Source organism: Nonomuraea africana, from assembly GCF_014873535.1.
Taxonomy (GTDB): domain Bacteria; phylum Actinomycetota; class Actinomycetes; order Streptosporangiales; family Streptosporangiaceae; genus Nonomuraea; species Nonomuraea africana.
Genome location: NZ_JADBEF010000001.1, coordinates 1,496,960 through 1,514,470 on the forward strand (window position 1 = coordinate 1,496,960; position 17,511 = coordinate 1,514,470).

Below are 17,511 nucleotides of genomic sequence, written 5' to 3' on the forward strand. Positions count from 1 at the left end.
ATGCGCGCAGCCGTACTTCATGGCGTCGGGAAGATCCAGCTGGAGGAGCGGCCGCGGCCCGAGCCGGGCCGCCGCGAGGTGCTCGTGCGGGTCGCCTCGGTCGGCACGTGCGGCTCGGACGTGCACTACTACGAGCACGGCCGGATCGGCGACTTCGTGGTGGAGTCCCCGCTCGTGCTCGGCCACGAGCCGTCGGGGACGGTGGTCGCCACCGGGGACGGCGCCACCCGCCACCGCCCGGGGCAGCGGGTCTCGCTGGAGCCCGGCGTGCCCGACTTCACCTGCCCGCAGTGCCTGGCGGGACGGTACAACCTCTGCCCGCGGATGCGGTTCTTCGGCACCCCTCCGATCGACGGCGCCTTCTGCGAGTACGTCGTCGTGCGCGAGGAGTTCGCCTACGCCGTTCCCGACAGCCTGTCGGACGACGCGGCCGCCCTCATCGAGCCGCTGTCGGTGGGCGTGTGGGCCTGCGGGAAGGCGCGGGTCGGACCCGGCACGCGCGTGCTCGTCACCGGCGCGGGCCCGGTCGGGCTGCTGTGCATGCAGGCCGCGCTGGCCTTCGGCGCCACCGAGGTCGTGATCACGGACGTCAACCCCGCCCGGCTGCGGCTGGCCCGCGAGCTGGGGGCGAGCGCGACGCTCGACGTGCGGGAGAACCGCCTGGCCGAGGCGGGGTTCGATCCCGACGTGCTGCTGGAGTGCTCGGGTCATCCGGCCGCCATCGGCGAGGCCGTCCGCTCGGTCGCCAGGGCGGGGCGGGTGGTCCTCGTCGGCATGGGTGGCGACGAGATCCCGCTGCCGCTGGCCCACGTGCAGACGCGCGAGCTCGAGGTCACGGGCACCTTCCGCTACGCCAACACCTGGCCGCCGGCCATCGCGCTCGCCGCCGCCGGACGCGTCCAGCTGGACGCGCTGGTCACCGGCCACCACGGCCTGGCCGAGGTGGAGCAGGCGCTCGTGGCGGGCGGCCGCGATCCCGAGGTGGTCAAGGTCGTTGTCCGGCCACAGGAGTGATGGAGAGATCGATGGCTACAGTCATTTACGACGAGGCGACCCGCGTCTATCCCGGATCCGAGCGGCCCGCGGTGGACGCGCTCGACCTCGACATCAAGGACGGCGAGTTCCTCGTCCTCGTGGGGCCGTCGGGCTGCGGGAAGTCCACCTCCCTGCGCATGCTGGCCGGGCTCGAACGGGTCGACGCCGGCCGCATCAGCATCGGCGACCGCGACGTCACCCACCTGGCGCCGCGCGACAGGGACATCGCGATGGTGTTCCAGAACTACGCGCTGTACCCGCACATGTCGGTGGCCGACAACATGGGCTTCGCGCTGCGGGTGATGAAGGCGCCCAAGGAGGAGCGCGACCGCAGGGTTCGCGAGGCTGCCCGCCTCCTCGACCTGGAGGAGTTCCTCGACCGCAAGCCCAAGGAGCTCTCCGGCGGGCAGCGGCAGCGCGTGGCCATGGGCAGGGCGATCGTGCGCGAGCCGAAGGTGTTCCTCATGGACGAGCCGCTGTCCAACCTGGACGCCAAGCTGCGCGTGCAGACCCGCACCCAGGTCGCCGCGCTGCAGCGCAGGCTCGGGGTGACGACGGTCTACGTGACCCACGACCAGGTCGAGGCCATGACGATGGGCGACAGGGTGGCCGTGCTGAAGGACGGCGTGCTCCAGCAGGTCGACACGCCGCTGCGGCTCTACCAGCACCCGGCCAACGTCTTCGTCGCCGGCTTCATCGGCTCGCCCGCGATGAACCTCGCCGAGTACCGCGTCGAGGGCGAGGAAGCCGTCCTCGGCGAGATGCGGGTACGGCTGAGCCGCGAGACCCTCAAGGCGATCGAGGAGGAGGGCGTCGACCGCGTCGTCCTCGGCTTCCGGCCAGAGGCCGTCGATGTGGTCGGCGACGACGACACCGACCACCCCGCCTTCCCCGTCACCGTCACCGTCGTCGAGGAGCTCGGCTCGGACGCCTTCCTGTACGGCCAGCACGCCGACACCAACGACCCCGCGCTCCTCGGTCAGACCGTCATCGCGCGGGTCGATCCCAACGCGCCGCCTGCCAAGGGCGACCGGGTGCGGCTGCGGATCCTGCACGGCAAGGAGCGGCTCTTCTCCGCCGTGACCGGCATGCGGCTGCCAGCCGCGGAGTCCAGCGGATGATCGTGTCCTGCGGGGAGGCACTGATCGACCTGGTGCCCCGGCAGGACGGCGCCTACCTGCCGCGGCCGGGAGGCAGCCCGGCCAACGTCGCCGTCGGTCTCGGCCGCCTCGGTGCCGAGGCCGCCCTGCTGGCCCGGCTCGCCGGCGACGGGTTCGGCAGGCTGCTGCGCGCGCACCTGACGCGGTCGCACGTCGACCTCGGCCTTGCCGTACCCGCTGAGGAGCCCACCACGCTGGCCGTCGTCACCCTCGACGCCGCGGGCGGCGCCGAGTACGCCTTCTACGTCGAGGGCAGCGCCGACGGCGCCTGGCGGCCCGACCGGCTGCCGCCCGCGCTGCCCGAACGGGCCCGCTGCCTGCACGTCAGCGGGTCGTTCGCGCTCGCCGTACCCGGCATGGGCGACACGCTGGAGCTGCTGCTCCAGCGGGAACGACCCCGGCGCGCCCTCACCTTCGACCCCAACCTGAGACCGCGGCTGGCCCGCGACCCGGCCCGCCTGCGCGAGCGGCTGGAGCGCTGGATCGCCCTGGCGGACCTGATCAAGGTCAGCTCCGACGACGTCGCATGGCTCGCTCGCGGCGAGCCGGTCGAGGCCATCGCGGCCCGCTGGCGCAGCCGCGGGCCGAGCGTCGTCGTGGTGACGCGCGGGGCGGACGGCGTGCACGCGGCCGGGCCGGCGGGCACCGTCGACCTGCCGGCGGAACGGGTACGGGTCGTCGACACGGTCGGCGCGGGGGACGCGTTCATGTCCGGCCTGCTGGCCGCCCTCGACCGGGACGGGAGCCTGACCCGGCAGCGGCTGGCCACCCTCTCCGCCGACACGCTGACCGGCGCGCTGGCCTATGCCCAGCGCGTCGCGGCCATCACCTGCACCCGCGTGGGCGCGGACCCGCCCTGGCGCTCGGAGCTGGACCCCCTGACCGCCGAACAGGGCGCTACAGGCCGCCGCAGCCGTCCGTGATGCCCTTCGGCGATGCCGCGTCGGAGGGCTTGGGCGTGGCGGTCGAGGTGGCCGAGGTCTTGGGGGAGGGCGCGGCCGAGGCGACGCTGGGCTTCGGCGTGACCGAGTCCTTGATGGCCTTGGCGGTGACGGCGCGGATCTTCGTCCAGTCGGGGTAGCCGGTGTTGATCAGCGGGGGCACGAACTGCACGCTGGTCACCTTCGCGTTCTTCACCTTCAGCGCCAACGGGACCAGGTGCTGGAGCATGTCGCGGGGGATGTCGGTCCGCACGAGTTCCCTGGCCGCGAGCGCGATCCCGTTGAACCTGGTCAGGACGGTCGCGGGATCGGCCTGCTGGAGCAGCGCGCCCATGACGCAGCGCTGCCTGCGCATGCGGGTGAAGTCGTCGCTGTAGGTGCGCGAGCGGGCGTACCACATCGCGTCGGCGCCCTTGAGCTTGCGCGTGCCCGCCTTGACCAGGCCCTCGTTGTACTTGCCGAACACGACGTCCTGCTCGACCGTGATCGTGATGCCGCCGATCGCGTCGATGAGCCTGGCGAAGCCCCACATGTTGACCAGCGCGTACCAGTCGATCTTGAGGCCGAGCGTGTAGCCGATGGTGTCCATCAGCACCTGCGCCCCCTGTCCCTTCCTGCCGCCGAAGAGCTCGGGGTGCGCGTCGGCGTACTCCCACACGCTGTTGAGCAGGTCGCTGCGGCCGCCGGCGCCGTCACGGGGGAGCCTGAACCCGTCGGGGAAGCGCCTGGCCATCGGGCTGCCGGGCGGGAAGCGCACGTCCTCCAGGTTGCGCGGAAGGCTGAGCAGCACGGTGTTGCCGGTCTTCACGTCGATGCTGGCGACGTTCATGCTGTCGGTGCGCACGCCGGTCCTGTTGTCGTCGGCGTCGCCGCCGAGCAGCAGGATGTTCACCCGCGTCCGGCTCGCCCACGGGTTGACCGGCTTGCGCTCGCCGGCCAGCGGCTCCGTCGACCGGTTGAAGACGCTGTCGATGGTCCGGTTCCCGACCCACACGGCCTGCGTGACCAGGCCGAACGGCAGGACGACCGCGACCGACAGCAGCCCCGCGGCCATGCCGGTGAGGAACTGCCCACGCTGGGGCAGCCTGCCGGGCCGCAGCACCAGAAACGAGTGGATGATCAGGGCGAACCACCCCAGGCCGAGCAGCGCCGCGCCGACCGTGACCGCCGTCATCCTGGCGCCGGAGGTCAGCAGCGCGCCGAACAGGTCCCCGTCGGCCGTCAGCACCAGCCACAGGACGCCCAGCAGCAGCAGGGCGTAGCCGGTCAGCAGCGCGAGACCCGTCCTGCGCCACCCCGCGCGCAGGTGGGCCGCGCCGGGAGCCACCGCGGACAGCAGCATCCAGCCCAGCACCGCGCCCGATCCGGCGGGTCTCGTCCTGTCCGTCACGCGTAACCTGCTTCCCCGTACGGTCCGTCGTAGGCCGACGGGAGCCTACGGACCCAGTACGAAATATGCGCCTATAGGCGGATGAACATCCAGCAAACCCTGTCTTCTTGGCGGAGGGGTCGACCGAATAACATTCGGTTCATGCCCTTCTCTCAGATCGAGTACGGCATCGCCACCCTGACATTGAATCGCCCCGAGCGGCTGAATGCGTTCACGTTCACGATGCGCAGCGAGCTGATCGAGGCCTTCGACCTGGCCGACGCCGACGACTCCGTACGGGCCGTGGTCGTCACGGGCGCGGGACGGGCCTTCTGCGCGGGCGCGGACCTGGGCGGCGGCGGGGAGACCTTCAACCGGGCAGGCGACGGCAACCGGGCAGGCGACGGCGACCGGGCAGGCGACGGCGACCGGGCAGACGACGGCAACCGGGCGGACGACGGGCGGCGCGAGACCGTCGATGGCGCGCCGCGCGACGGCGGCGGCACGGTCGCCCTGCGCATCGCCGCCTCGCTCAAGCCGGTCATCGGCGCGATCAACGGCCCAGCGGTCGGGGTCGGCGTCACGATGACCCTCCCCATGGACATCAGGATCGCCGCCGACAGCGCCAGGTTCGGCTTCGTCTTCGCCCGGCGCGGCATCGTCACCGAGGCGGCGTCCAGCTGGTTCCTGCCGCGGATCGTGGGCATCTCGCAGGCCATGGAGTGGGCGGCGACCGGGCGTGTCTTCCCCGCCGCCGAGGCGCTGGAGGGACGGCTGGTCTCCAGGGTCTGCCCCGCCGAGGAACTGCTGCCCGCCGCCTACGCGCTGGCGCGCGAGATCGCCGACAACACCTCGGGCGTCTCGGTCGCGGCGATCAGGCGGCTGATGTGGTCGGGCCTGTCGGCCCAGTCGCCGTGGGAGGCGCACGCCGCCGACTCCAGGCTCATGGCCGAGCTCGGCGGGGCCGCCGACGCGGTCGAGGGCGTGACGTCCTTCCTCGAGAAGCGCCCGCCCGCCTTCACGATGAAGATCAGCGAGGCTGATGTGCCGATCTGGCCGAGGAATCCCTATCGTGACTAGCGTGTACGAGACAACGGTCCTGCGCCTGCCGTCCGACTTCGAGGGCGAGGTGGTCGCCACCCTGGTCGCCAGGACGGCGGGCTCGCGCCGCGCGGTCCTCTACCTGCACGGCTTCACCGACTACTTCTTCCAGGATCACCTGGCCGACTACTACCTGGAGAGGGACGTCGACTTCTACGCCCTCGATCTGCGGAAGTACGGCAGGTCGCTGCTGCCGCACCAGACCAGGGGGCTGATCAGGAGCGTCACCGACTACTTCCCCGAGATCGACGAGGCCGTCCGCGTCATCAGGAAGGACCACGACGAGCTCACGCTGAACGCCCACTCCACCGGCGGCCTGGTCGCCTCCCTCTGGGCCGACAGGGTGCGCGGCAGAGGGTTGGTCCAGGGGCTCGTGCTCAACAGCCCGTTCCTCGACCTCAACGTCCCCTACCCGCTGCGGCTGGCCGCCGACCTGCTCAAGACCCCGCTGTCCTACACCACGAGGCCGCTGCCGCTCGGGGTCAGCACCGCGTACGGCAAGAGCATCCACCGCGACCACGGCGGCGAATGGGACTTCGACCTGGAGCTCAAGCCCCTGGGCGGGTTCGACGTGCACGCCACCTGGCTGGCGGCCATCCGCAGGGCGCAGCGCCGCCTGCACAAGGGGCTCGCCGTCGACGTGCCCGTGCTGGTGCTCGCCGCGGCGGCCGGGCTCAGGGTGCGCGACTTCGTCCCCGAGGCGCGCTCGGCGGACGTGGTGCTCGACCCGCGCCAGATCGCCAGATGGTCCACCTCGATCGGGCCGCACGTCACCTGCGTGCGGGTGCGCGACGGCATCCATGACCTCGTGCTGTCGGCCGAGCCCGTGCGCAAGCAGGTCTTCGAGGAGATCGACCGCTGGACCCGCGCCTACATCCACGCCTCATGATCACCAGGGGAAGGCGAACAGGCCGTAGTAGGCGGCGGCCACCAGCAGCAGCCCGGTGCCGCCGAGCGCCCCGGCGATCGCCACGTGCTGCCACCTGCTCGGCCGCATGCCCTCACGCAGGCCCGACACCACCGCCGCCACGGCCGTCACCTCCTGCAGCAGCATGAGGACGGCCAGCACCCTGACCACCATCCAGCCGGCCAGCACGGCGGGCCACGCGCCCGCCTGGTTGATCGAGAACATCACCAGCAGCGTGATGAAGGCGAGCACCGCGGCCAGCAGGCCGACGCCCGTCCACGCCATCCTGCGCAGCCTGCGCCTGATCGGCGGCCACAGCCTGGCGTTGGTCTCCTCCAGCGACGTGTGGCGGCCGCGCAGCCTGACGAACATCACGGCCACGGGGCCCGCGACGTAGCCGACGGCGGCCAGGCAGATCGTCAGGCCGAGCATCGCGCCCCCGGCGTACCAAGGGGCGGCGGGCACGTCGCTGGCCGCGAAGCGCTGCACCGGGGTGGCGCCGGCCAGGTGCAGCGCGGGCTGGGCGGTGCCGGGCAGGCCAAGGACCCAGTTGCCGAGCGTGTCGAGGTAGCCGGGGGTGAAGGGGCCGCCGCCGATGCGCATCGCGTGGTCGGCGCTGGCCAGGTAGCGGATCGTGTAGGAGTCGTTGCCCGCCGTGGTCAGGCCCTTGATCAGGGCCTCGGTGCTCTCGACGAAGGGGATGGAGGGGTCGGCGGTGCCGTACAGCGCGAGAACGGGTTGCTTGATGCCCTGCAGCGCGGGCAGCGCGTCGTAGCGCAGGAAGTTGAAGCCCACGCCGCCCATCGCCCTGGTCAGCAGGTCGCGCGCGCCGATCGGCGCGCGCAGGCGCAGCAGCTGCTCGTTCAGCGCCCACGCGACCTGGCGCAGCGGCGAGACGTTCGGGGAGGAGACGAGCACGATGAAGCCGACGTCGGAGCTCTTGGCCGCGGCGATCGGCACCACCCAGCCGCCCTCGCTGACCCCCCACACGCCGGTGCGGGCCGGATCGACGTCGGGCCTGGCGCGCAGGTGCCCCACCATCCGCAGCACGTCGTCGGCGAGCAGGCCGAAGTCTCTGCTGCGGAAGTCGTAGCCGATCTCCCGCTTGTCGTAGGCGAGCGTGACCACGCCCGCCCTCGCCAGGAACTCCGCCTGCGGCGTGAACTCCTCACGCGAGCCGTTGCCCGAACCCGACACGAACACCATCGCCGGATGCCTGCCCGGCCTCAGCGGCACCCTGATCGTGCCGTGCAGCCACTGGCGCTCGGCCTGGATGGAGAACCGCTCGGTGCGGAAGGAGCCGGTCGCCGCCACGGGCCGCCGCTCGTGGGCGGGCTGCGGGGGCAGCGACTGGAACATCGGATCGGCCGTCAGCGGCGGTGGATCGAAGGCCGGCGGCAACGCGTAGCCCACCGTCGCGAGTGCCATCAGCACCAGGCCGACGGCCACGCTCAATGTGCCTCGGCCGGTGCGCATCGGCCTCCCCATGTGAGTGGTTTGCCCGCCGATCTTCTAGCCTACTCCCGGCGGTCTCGCCGACGCTCGCGATAAATGTCAGCCGAAGCTGTTAGCTTCCTGCCTCATGCGCCTCTTGCACACCTCCGACTGGCACCTCGGCCGGTCCTTCCACCGCGAGAGCCTCCTCGAAGGCCAGGCCGCCTTCGTCGACCACCTGGTCGAGACGGTCCGCGCGGAGAAGGTGGAGGTGGTGGCGGTCGCCGGCGACGTCTACGACCGGGCGCTGCCGTCGGTCGACGCGGTCGCGCTGTGCAACGAGGCCCTGCGGCGGCTGGCGGGCGCGGGGGCGCGCGTCGTCCTGATCAGCGGCAACCACGACTCCGCGCGCCGGCTCGGCTTCGGCGCCGACCTGATCGACGCGGCCGGCGTCCACCTGCGCACCGACCCGTCCCGCGCGTGGGAGCCGGTGCTCGTCGGCGACGTCGCCTTCTACGGCATCCCCTACCTCGAGCCCGAGCTGGTGCGCGGCCCGTGGGAGCTGGCCGAGCGCAGCCACACCGCGGCCCTGTCCCATGCGATGGCGCGCGTCAGATCCTCTCTCGTACGGCACCGCCGCTCGGTCGTGCTCGCCCACGCCTTCGTGGCGGGCGGCGCCGCCAGCGACAGCGAACGCGACATCAGCGTCGGCGGCGTCGCCCACGTGCCCCTCTCGGTCTTCGACGGCGTCGACTACGTCGCGCTCGGCCACCTGCACGGCCGCCAGCGCATGTCCCCTTCGGTGCGCTACTCGGGCTCGCCGCTGGTCTACTCCTTCTCCGAGGCCGACCACGTGAAGGGCTCGTGGCTGGTGACGGTCGGCTCGTCGGAGGCCGACTTCGTCCCCGCCCCTGTGCCCCGCAAGGTCGGCCGCCTGCGCGGCACCCTGGAGTCCCTGCTGACCGACCCGTCGCTGGCCGACCGCGAGGACCACTGGCTTCAGGTGACGCTCACCGACGCGACCCGGCCCAAGGCCGCCATGGACCGGCTGCGCGCCCGCTTCCCCCACACGCTGGCCCTCGCCTTCGACCCGCAGGGCGCGGTGCCGGGCGCTTCCGCCGCGCCGCTGATCGGGCGGCCCGAGGCGGAGGTCGCCCTCGACTTCGTCCGCGAGGTGCGCGGCGAGCCCGCCGACCCCATGGAGGAGCGGTTGCTGCGCGAGGCCGTCGAGGCGTCGAGGATCAAGGAGGTCCTGGTCTAGATGCGGCCGCACCGGCTGACCCTCACGGCTTTCGGGTCGTTCCCCGGCACCGAGACGGTCGACTTCGACTCTCTCGCCGAGGCGGGCCTCTTCCTTGTCCACGGGCCCACGGGCGCGGGCAAGACCACCCTGCTCGACGCGCTCTGCTTCGCCCTCTACGGGGTGGTGCCCGGGCAGCGCAACAGCGCGCGCAGCCTGCGCTGCGACCACGCTCCGCCGTCCGCGGGGCCCTCGGTCGAGCTGGAGGTGACGCTGAGAGGGCGCACGCTTCGCATCCAGCGCTCGCCCGCGTGGACCCGTCCCAAGCTGCGCGGCACCGGGTTCACCGAGGAGAAGGCCAAGGTCGTCGTCTCCGAACGGGTGCGCGGCCACGAGTGGCAGGGGCTGACCACACGTCACGACGAGGCGGGCGACCTGATCGGGCAGCTGCTCGGCATGAACGCCGACCAGTTCTGCCAGGTCGCGATGTTGCCCCAAGGGGATTTCGCGCGCTTCCTCCGGGCCGACGGTGAGGAACGGCGGCGGCTGCTGGAGCGGCTGTTCACGGTGAAGGTGTTCACGGCGGCCGAGGCGTGGCTGGCCGAACACCGCAAGCGGACGTGGCGGGAGTCGCAGGAGGGGCGGCAGGAGGTCGAGTTCACGGTCAAACGCCTGGAGGAGGCCGCCGGGGAAACCCTGCTCCACGCGGTTTCCCCCGTGTATTCAAGCTCGGTGTCCTCGGGTCCGGTGTCTTCGGGTCCGCTGTCTTCAGGTTCCGCGTCTGTGCCGGGGGCGGGGGTGGTTCCCGCGCCGCGGCCGGGGGCGGACGGCGAGGCGGCGCCCACGCCGGAGAGCGACCCGCTTCGCTGGTCGGGCCGGTTGCTCGACGCGGCGAGGGCGGTCGCCGACCAGACCACCGCGGCCTGGTCGGCGGGAGAGGCCAGGCTCCGAGAGCATCGTGACAGGCTCGAGCAGGCCACGGCCCTCGCCGACCGGCAGCGCCGTCACGCGGAGGCGACCCGGCAGCGCCGCGCCCTCGACGAACGCGCGGAGGAGCGCTCCGACCTCCTCACCATCCTCGACGAGGCCACCAGGGCCGACCGCGTGCTCCCGCTCATCATCGCCGCCAGGCAACGCGCCGAGACGGCGGGCAAGGCCCGCGGCCTCGCCGCCGACGCCCTGGCCCGCGCCCGCCCCCTCCTCAACCAGATGGCCCACCCCGCCGGCACCGCCCCCTCCTCTACCAGCCCACGGACGGCCCCCTCCTCTCGCGACGGGTTGATGGCCTCCGAAGGCGCGGGCCGCTCTGCCGTCGGCCACCGGTCGGGCCCCTCCTCCGGCGACGGGTTGATGGACCCTGAAGGCGCGGGCCGCTCCCCTCTCGGCCGTCGCACGGAAAGCGAGAACACCGCCCGCCCGCACCTCGGACCACAAGAAGGCGTGGAGGACACCGGCGGCTCATCCCTCGGCCCGATGGTGGGCGCTGAGAGGGCTGGATCGGTCAACCTCGGCATGCTCGCCGGGATGGAGCGCGAGCGGCTGAACGAGATCAGCAGGATCTCCGAGCTTCTCCTCGACGAGACCAGGCTCGCCCAGCTGCACCGCGACCGGCGGACCGTCGAGCACGAGATCGTCACCCTGTCCGCCAGGGAACGTGCGGCCGCCTCCCGGCTGGAGGTGCTGCCCGACCTGGTGAGGGCCGCCGAGGAGACCGCCGCGCAGGCCAGGCTCGACGCGGCGCGCATACCCGCCGCCGAGGCCGCCCTCTCCTCCGCCACAGCCCGGCTCGAAGCGATCGACCGCCGCGACCGTCTCTCGGCCGAGCTCGCCACAGCTCACACCGACCTGGTGACCCGACTGCGCGCCGCCGCCCACCTCTCGCCCACCCTGGCCACCCTCGCGTCACTTTCTCCCACGTCGTCTCCTACCGCGTCGCTCCCCGTCGCGCGGCGGTTTGCCGCTTCTCCCTCTGCCGCTTCCCCTTCTTGCGCGTCGCCTTCTTCGACGTTGGCCTCTCCGACCTCGGAGTTCCACGACCAGCTCACCATCGGGCGCGATGACGAGCTGATCGAGCCGATCGAGGCGCACCAGGCCCGCGAGGCGCAAGAGACTCGGCAGGCACCCGACGCGGGCCAGGCGAACGAGGCGGGCCAGGTCGGCGGCGGGCGAGCGGATCAGCTCTGGCGAGCGGTCAAAGACGAGGCGCGCAGGGTCGAGCGCATCCTTGGGGACCAGCTCGCCACCCTGGACGGCCTGCGCGCCGACGAGTCCAGGCTGATCGAGCTCGACGATCGGCTGGCCGTACTGGAAGCTGAACTGTCCGTCCTCGCCGAACGCGAGGTGGCCGCCCGGGCCGCGACCGACGAACTGCCCGCGGCGCTCCACGAGGTCACAGAGCAGCTGACGGAGGCGAGGGCCGCCGCCGGGCGGCTGGCGTCCGCGACGGCGGCGCGCGAAGCGGCGGCCTCCCGGCTCGCGACGGCCCGGCGCAGGCAGGAGCTGGAAGGGGAGGTGGCGGCGGCCCGCGAGGCGTACGGCGCGGCCGTCGAGATCGCGCAGGCCCTCCGCGACCGGCTGCAGGAGATCCGCCAGGCCCGTATCGAGGGCATGGCCGCCGAGCTCGCCGCCCAGCTGTCCGACGGCGATCCGTGTGCGGTGTGCGGCTCGCCCGACCACCCGGCGCCGGCTGTACCGGCGCCCATGGCGTACGTCGCCGACGACGAGAGCGAGGCGCAGGCGGCCTACGACGCGGCTCTGGCGGAGCGCCAGTCGGCCGACAGCGTCCTGTCCTCGCTCAGCTCGCGGCTGGACGAGCTCGCGGTCGCGCCCGCCCTGGACGAGGCCGAGGCCGAGCTGGCCGCGCTCTCCGACGCGCTCGACGCGCTGACCGGGCTGGCAGCCGGGGAGGCGGGCTTCGAGCGGGTGACGCAGCGGCTGGAGTCCGAGCTCGAACAGGCCCTCGACCAGCTCCACGACACGGAACGAAGGCTGACGGAGGCTCGTACGGCCCGCGAGGGGTTGGCGGGGGAGCGAGACCGCGTCCTGGCCAGGCTGGACGAGGCGCGAGGCGCCGACGTGAGCCTGGGCGCACGAAGGGAGCGGCTGGGGCGCGAGATCATCGGCCTGGCCGAGCTGGCCGGGGCCGCCGAGCGGGTCGGCGAGATCGGCGCCCGCCTCGACGACGCCCTCACCACGCTCGCCGGCCTCCTCGCCTCGCCCACACCTGGCCCCGTCACCACCACGACCTCACACGCCGCAGCGCCGGACGCGGCGGCCGTCGACTCCGCCGTGAATGCGGACACGACTGCCACGAAGACGGGCAACCCGGGGCCCGGTGCTGCGGGTGAGGTGCCACCGGATACGACACCGGGTACCGCGGGCACGGGCAACGCGCGGGCCGATGCGGCGGGGGAGGCGCGGGCCGACGCGACGCCGGGTCCTGCGGAGGTGGGCGACGCGAGGACGGGCGCGGCGTGGGCTGATGCGACGCCCGGTTCCACGGACATGGGCGACGCGAACGCCAGGTCGACTGCGGGTGCGGTCGAGGTGGGGAGGGCGTGGGCTGTAAGGGAGCGGGATGCCGCCGAGCGGGAACTCGCCAGGTTGCGGCGGGCCGCCGACGCCTATCCCGCCCTGGCGGGCACCGCGGCCGAGCTGGCGGCCGAGCAGGTACGGCTGGCCGCGACCTTCCGCGAGCTCGGCGTCAGCCTGGCCGCCTGCCGTACCCGGGCGGAGGAGCTCGAAGCCGAGGCCGCGAGGCTCGCCGAGCGGATCCACGCCGCCAGGGGTCAGGACCCGTCGCTCACCGCCAGGCTCGACCGGCTGCGGGAGGAGGCACAGCTGCTCCGGGAGGCGCACGAGGCGACGCAGGCCGCCGTGAGCGCCGCCGCCGAACATCGCAGCGCCGTCGCGGCGGCGGAGGAGGCGGCCAGGGAGGCGGGATTCCTGGACGCGGACGACGTCCTGCCCGCCGTACGCACGCACGAAGAGAAGGAAGAGAAGGCCGTGCGGCTGCGCGAGCTCGACGCGCGGCACGCGGCGGTGACGCGCACGCTGGCCGACCCCGCGCTGGTCGCGGCCGCCGCGCAGCCGCCGCAGGACCTGGTGGCGCTGGAGGCGGAGCGGGAGCGGGCCGAACGGGAGCACACCGCGCTGGCCTCGGCCCGCGACCGGGCGGAGCGGCGGGTGACCAGGCTCGCCGAGCTGCACGAGGAGCTGGCGGCGTGCCTCGGCCGCTGGCAGCCCGCCGCCGACCGGCATCGCCTGGCCGAACGGCTGGCGGCGCTGGCCAGCGGCACCTCGGGCGACAACCAGTGGAGCATGAGCCTGTCGTCGTACGTGCTGGGGGAGCGGCTCAGGCAGGTCGTCGACGCGGCCAACGAACGGCTCGACCACATGTCGGGCGGGCGCTACCGGCTCCAGCACGACCTGCGCAAGACGGCGGGAGCGCGCGGCAGGGCGGGCGGCGGGCTCGGGCTGCGGGTGCTCGACGGGTGGACCGGGGTGGACCGTGATCCCGCGACGCTGTCGGGAGGGGAGTCCTTCATCACCTCGCTGGCGCTGGCCCTCGGGCTGGCGGACGTGGTGACGGCCGAGGCGGGGGGCGCGGAGATCGGCACGCTCTTCGTGGACGAGGGCTTCGGGACGCTCGACGAGGACACCCTCGACGGGGTCCTCGACATCCTCGACGGGCTGCGGGACGGCGGGCGGGCGGTCGGCATCGTGAGCCACGTCGGCGAACTGCGCACCCGGATCCCGGCCCAGCTCAGGGTCACCAAGACGCGGACGGGCTCGACGCTGTCGGTGGACGCGGGCTGACATCCGGCGCATCGTGCTGCGCGCCCGTCCGTTGCGTATGAGCCCGCATGGACTTCGTGCCAGCGCCACTGCACAGTCCCCAGTCCGCGTGGGCGCCGGTCTCGCGTTGATTCTCTTGCTCGAACACGGAAGCGACTCGGCGCGGTCTGTGGTGTGAGCTCGCTGTCCGTAAGACAGGCAATGTGACTACAGAGGTTGGAGGGGTGGAGGTTTCGCAGGGGGCGATGTCCTGACACGATTGGGTCATGGTGAGTATTGGTCAAGTAGTCATCGGTGTGGACGACATGCGGCGGGCCGTCCGCTTCTGGACGCAGGCGCTGCACTACATCCCCCGTTCGGGGGCGGTATCGGACGACTGGACCATCCTCGATCCCGTGAACGGCCTCGGCACGCCGCTGGCGCTGGACGTCAGCGAGTCTCCCGTGCAGGAACATCCGAGGATGCACCTCGATCTGTTCACCGAGAACGCCGACGAGCACGCGGCCGAGGTGGAGCGGCTGATCGCGCTGGGCGCGCAGAAGGTCGACTGGGACCTCTACCCCGCCGACCCCGACTTCACGGTGCTCGCCGATCCCGAGGGCAACCGGTTCTGCGTGATCGACCTCAGCCACGGCTGACGGTCCGACCGGCGGATCGACAGAGGTGACCGCACGGTGTCAGGAGCCGTCCGGTGAACTGGTACGGTCGGCGGATCACCACGTAAGACGCAATCCCGCATAGTGAGACACAGTATGGTCCAGGCCCCCGCCACGCAGCCCTCGAGAACGCGCATCGCCGCCGCCAGCCTCATCGGCACCGCGATCGAGTTCTACGACTTCTACATCTACGGCACCGCCGCCGCCCTGGTGCTCAACACCGCCTTCTTCCCCGAGATGGACAACCTGGCGGGCAGGCTGGCGGCCTTCTCGACGTTCGCCGTCGCGTTCGTCTCCCGCCCGCTGGGCTCGGCGATCTTCGGGCACTGGGGCGACCGCATCGGCCGCAAGTCCATGCTGGTCGTCTCGCTGTTGCTGATGGGCCTGTCCACGGTCGCCATCGGGTTGCTGCCCGGCTACACCGCGATGGGCGTGGCGGCGCCCGTCCTGCTGGTGCTGTTGCGGTTCACTCAGGGCATCGGCCTCGGCGGCGAGTGGGGCGGCGCGGCGCTGCTGGCAACCGAGCACGCCCCACCGGGCAAGCGCGGCTTCTACGCCATGTTCCCGCAGCTCGGCCCGTCCGTCGGGTTCATCGCCGCCAACGGCCTGTTCCTCATCCTCGGCGCGGTGCTCACCGACGAGCAGTTCGTGAGCTGGGGCTGGCGGCTGCCGTTCGTCGCGAGCCTGCTGCTCGTGGTGATCGGCCTGTACGTCCGGCTGAAGATCTCCGAGACGCCGGTCTTCCAGGCGGCGATGGACGAGCGGAAGATCGCCAAGGTGCCGTTCGTCGGCCTCATGCGCCACCAGTGGCGGCGCGTGCTGCTCGGGGCGGGCGCGATGGTGATCACCTACACCCTCTTCTACACCGCCACCACCTACTGCCTGTCGTACGGCACCGCGACGCTGGGGATTCCGCGCACCACGATGCTGGCGCTCACGATGATCGGAGTGCTGTTCATGGCGGGCGGCACGGTCGTCTCCTCGCTCGTCTCGGACCGGCTCGGCCGCCGCCGCACCCTCCTCGCGGGGACCGGCGTGGCGATCGCGTGGGGTCTGGTGATGTTCCCGCTGATGGAGACCGCCTCGGTGCCGCTGGTCGGGCTCGCACTGGCCGGGGCGCTGGCGCTGATGGGACTGATCTTCGGCCCGATGGGCGCGTACCTGCCGGAGCTGTTCCGCACCGAGTACCGCTACAGCGGCGCCTCCGTCGCCTACAGCCTGGGCGGCGTCCTCGGCGGCGCGGTCCCGCCGCTGGTCGCCACCCAGATGCAGGCCGGCGACCTGGGGGTGTTCTCCGTGGGGGTGTACGTCTCCGCGATGGCGGTCCTCAGCCTGCTGTGCCTGCTCGCCCTCCCGGAAACCGGCGACGAGACCCTGTAACTGGGCGAGGACCGCTCGCGGGCCCCACCGAACCGGCACTCCGGCCCCGCCGATTCAGCGAAGTATCTGGAACGGGCGCGCCGTACGGTGACCTGGACGCTCCCCGGCCAGTAGCCGCGCGTGCGGCGCGCGCCGTACCGTGACCGGGATGTTTTCCGGTTGGCAGCCGCGCGTGCGGCGCGCGAGCCGCCCCGGCTAGTAGCCGCGGGTGCGGCGCGCGGCGGGCCGGATCCTGCGGGCGATGCCGCGCCCCCTGAAGGCGCGCAGGATCTCCGCCCCCAAGATCACCCCGGCGCCGATGCCGACGGCGATCGACAGCGCCCCGATCAGGTGCAGCGCGCCGGCGGAGACGTTGTCCAGGCTGAGTTCCAGCATGCCGCGGTACAGCGCGCTGCCGGGCAGCAGCGGGCCGATCGCCGGGATCACGAAGATCGCCGAAGGCACCCGCACCCTGCGCGCGTACGCGGTGCCGAGCAGGCCGACCACGGCGGCGGCGATCGTCGTGGCGCCGATCAGCGGCACGCCGTGCCGCGCCAGCCACACGAACGTCAGCCAGATCACTCCGCCGCCGAGGGCGCCGGGCAGCAGGTGGCGGGGCGGCACGAGCAGGGCCACGGCGAACGTCAGGCTCAGCCCCAGCGCCCCGGCCAGCTGCGGTGGCGCGAGGGTCAGCGGCGCGGACGGCACGTTCTCCACGCTGATCGGCACGCCCAGCCGGACCGCGACGGTCAGCGTGGCGCCGATCCCCGCGATCACCGCCGCCACGATGAACACCACCTCGGTCAGCCTGGCGGTCGCCGTGACGTACTCGCCGGCGATGCCGTCCTGGACGCATGCCACCAGCGGCCGGCCCGGCAGCAGCGCGACCACCGCGCCGACCACCACGGCGGACGCCTCCACGGGCACGCGCATCGCGATGAGCAGGACCGCCACCAGGGAGCCGAACATCGCGGCCACGGCGAGCTGGAAGAACTCGGCCACGCCCCTGCGCCCGAGCCACGCGCCCGCCCGGTCGCCCAGCACCGTCGCGACGAACGCCGCCATCGCCACGACGGGCCCGCCGCCGATCAGCACCGCCGCGGACGCCGAGATCAGCGCCAGCGCGGTCACCACCGCCCAGCTCGGGTAGACCCGCACCCGCCTGGTGATCTCCCGCAGCCGCTCCTCGGTCTCGCCGAGCGGCAGCTCGCGCGCGGTGACCTCGCCGACCAGGTGGTGCACCGCGATCAGCCGGTCGTAGTCGGGATTGCGCCTGCGCACCCGCCGCTCGGCCGTGGCGGGCGGCCTGCCGTCGTCGGGGACGTGCGACAGCGTGATCGCCGACAGGTTGACGTCCGCCTCGACGTGGCGCATGCCGTACGCCTCCAGGATCCTGCGCATGGCGCCGCCGACGTTCTCGGTCGCCTCGCCGCTGCCCAGCAGGAGTTCGCCGACCCGCAACGCCAGCGCCATGGCCCGATGCCCCTCGGCATCCGAAGCGGTGTATGTCAT

The 17,511-nt window shown here is 72.8% G+C and carries 12 protein-coding genes; 9 read left to right on the forward strand and 3 right to left on the reverse strand.

Annotated elements, in window-relative coordinates; translation table 11 throughout:
• The 3 genes from H4W81_RS06845 to H4W81_RS06855 are packed head-to-tail and all read left to right on the forward strand — an operon-like array spanning position 1 to position 3,118.
• Positions 1–1,014 carry an NAD(P)-dependent alcohol dehydrogenase gene (locus H4W81_RS06845; protein ID WP_192773998.1) on the forward strand — a complete coding sequence of 338 codons (1,014 nt, stop codon included), beginning with the start codon at positions 1–3 and terminating at the stop codon, positions 1,012–1,014.
• Between the two features lie 11 nt (positions 1,015–1,025).
• Complete coding sequence (locus H4W81_RS06850; RefSeq protein ID WP_192773999.1) at positions 1,026–2,156, forward strand: ABC transporter ATP-binding protein; 1,131 nt, start codon at positions 1,026–1,028, stop codon at positions 2,154–2,156.
• Positions 2,153–3,118 carry a carbohydrate kinase family protein gene (locus H4W81_RS06855; RefSeq protein ID WP_192774000.1) on the forward strand — a complete coding sequence of 322 codons (966 nt, stop codon included), beginning with the start codon at positions 2,153–2,155 and terminating at the stop codon, positions 3,116–3,118. The genes H4W81_RS06850 and H4W81_RS06855 overlap by 4 nt, the downstream gene beginning before the upstream one ends.
• Here the strand turns inward: H4W81_RS06855 and H4W81_RS06860 are convergent.
• Positions 3,093–4,526, reverse strand: coding sequence for an LCP family protein (locus tag H4W81_RS06860; RefSeq protein WP_318781571.1), 1,434 nt, complete (start codon positions 4,524–4,526; stop codon positions 3,093–3,095). The genes H4W81_RS06855 and H4W81_RS06860 overlap by 26 nt on opposite strands.
• A 141-nt stretch (positions 4,527–4,667) precedes the next feature.
• On the opposite strand from H4W81_RS06860, the gene H4W81_RS06865 reads away from it, so the two are divergent.
• Together H4W81_RS06865 and H4W81_RS06870 are read left to right on the forward strand one after the other, a co-directional pair.
• The gene (locus H4W81_RS06865; protein WP_192774001.1) at positions 4,668–5,585 is read left to right on the forward strand and encodes an enoyl-CoA hydratase-related protein; all 918 of its coding nucleotides are present in this window, start codon (positions 4,668–4,670) and stop codon (positions 5,583–5,585) included.
• Between the two features lies 1 nt (position 5,586).
• Positions 5,587–6,495, forward strand: coding sequence for an alpha/beta hydrolase (locus H4W81_RS06870; RefSeq protein WP_318781572.1), 909 nt, complete (start codon positions 5,587–5,589; stop codon positions 6,493–6,495).
• Here the strand turns inward: H4W81_RS06870 and H4W81_RS06875 are convergent, their stop codons facing one another.
• On the reverse strand, positions 6,496–7,989 hold the full coding sequence (locus H4W81_RS06875) for an alpha/beta hydrolase family protein (protein ID WP_192774003.1): 1,494 nt from the start codon (positions 7,987–7,989) through the stop codon (positions 6,496–6,498).
• A gap of 106 nt (positions 7,990–8,095) precedes the next feature.
• On the opposite strand from H4W81_RS06875, the gene H4W81_RS06880 reads away from it, so the two are divergent.
• The 4 genes from H4W81_RS06880 to H4W81_RS06895 all read left to right on the forward strand — a co-directional run bounded on the left by H4W81_RS06880 (position 8,096) and on the right by H4W81_RS06895 (position 16,020).
• On the forward strand, positions 8,096–9,208 hold the full coding sequence (locus H4W81_RS06880; RefSeq protein ID WP_192774004.1) for an exonuclease SbcCD subunit D: 1,113 nt from the start codon (positions 8,096–8,098) through the stop codon (positions 9,206–9,208).
• On the forward strand, positions 9,209–14,005 hold the full coding sequence (locus H4W81_RS06885; RefSeq protein ID WP_192774005.1) for an AAA family ATPase: 4,797 nt from the start codon (positions 9,209–9,211) through the stop codon (positions 14,003–14,005). It abuts the gene before it with no gap.
• Between the two features lie 245 nt (positions 14,006–14,250).
• Positions 14,251–14,622, forward strand: coding sequence for a VOC family protein (locus H4W81_RS06890; protein ID WP_192774006.1), 372 nt, complete (start codon positions 14,251–14,253; stop codon positions 14,620–14,622).
• Positions 14,623–14,736: 114 nt separating this feature from the next.
• The gene (locus H4W81_RS06895; RefSeq protein WP_192774007.1) at positions 14,737–16,020 is read left to right on the forward strand and encodes an MFS transporter; all 1,284 of its coding nucleotides are present in this window, start codon (positions 14,737–14,739) and stop codon (positions 16,018–16,020) included.
• 195 nt (positions 16,021–16,215) lie between these two features.
• On the opposite strand, the gene H4W81_RS06900 is transcribed toward H4W81_RS06895, so the two are convergent.
• On the reverse strand, positions 16,216–17,511 hold the full coding sequence (locus H4W81_RS06900; RefSeq protein WP_192774008.1) for a threonine/serine exporter family protein: 1,296 nt from the start codon (positions 17,509–17,511) through the stop codon (positions 16,216–16,218).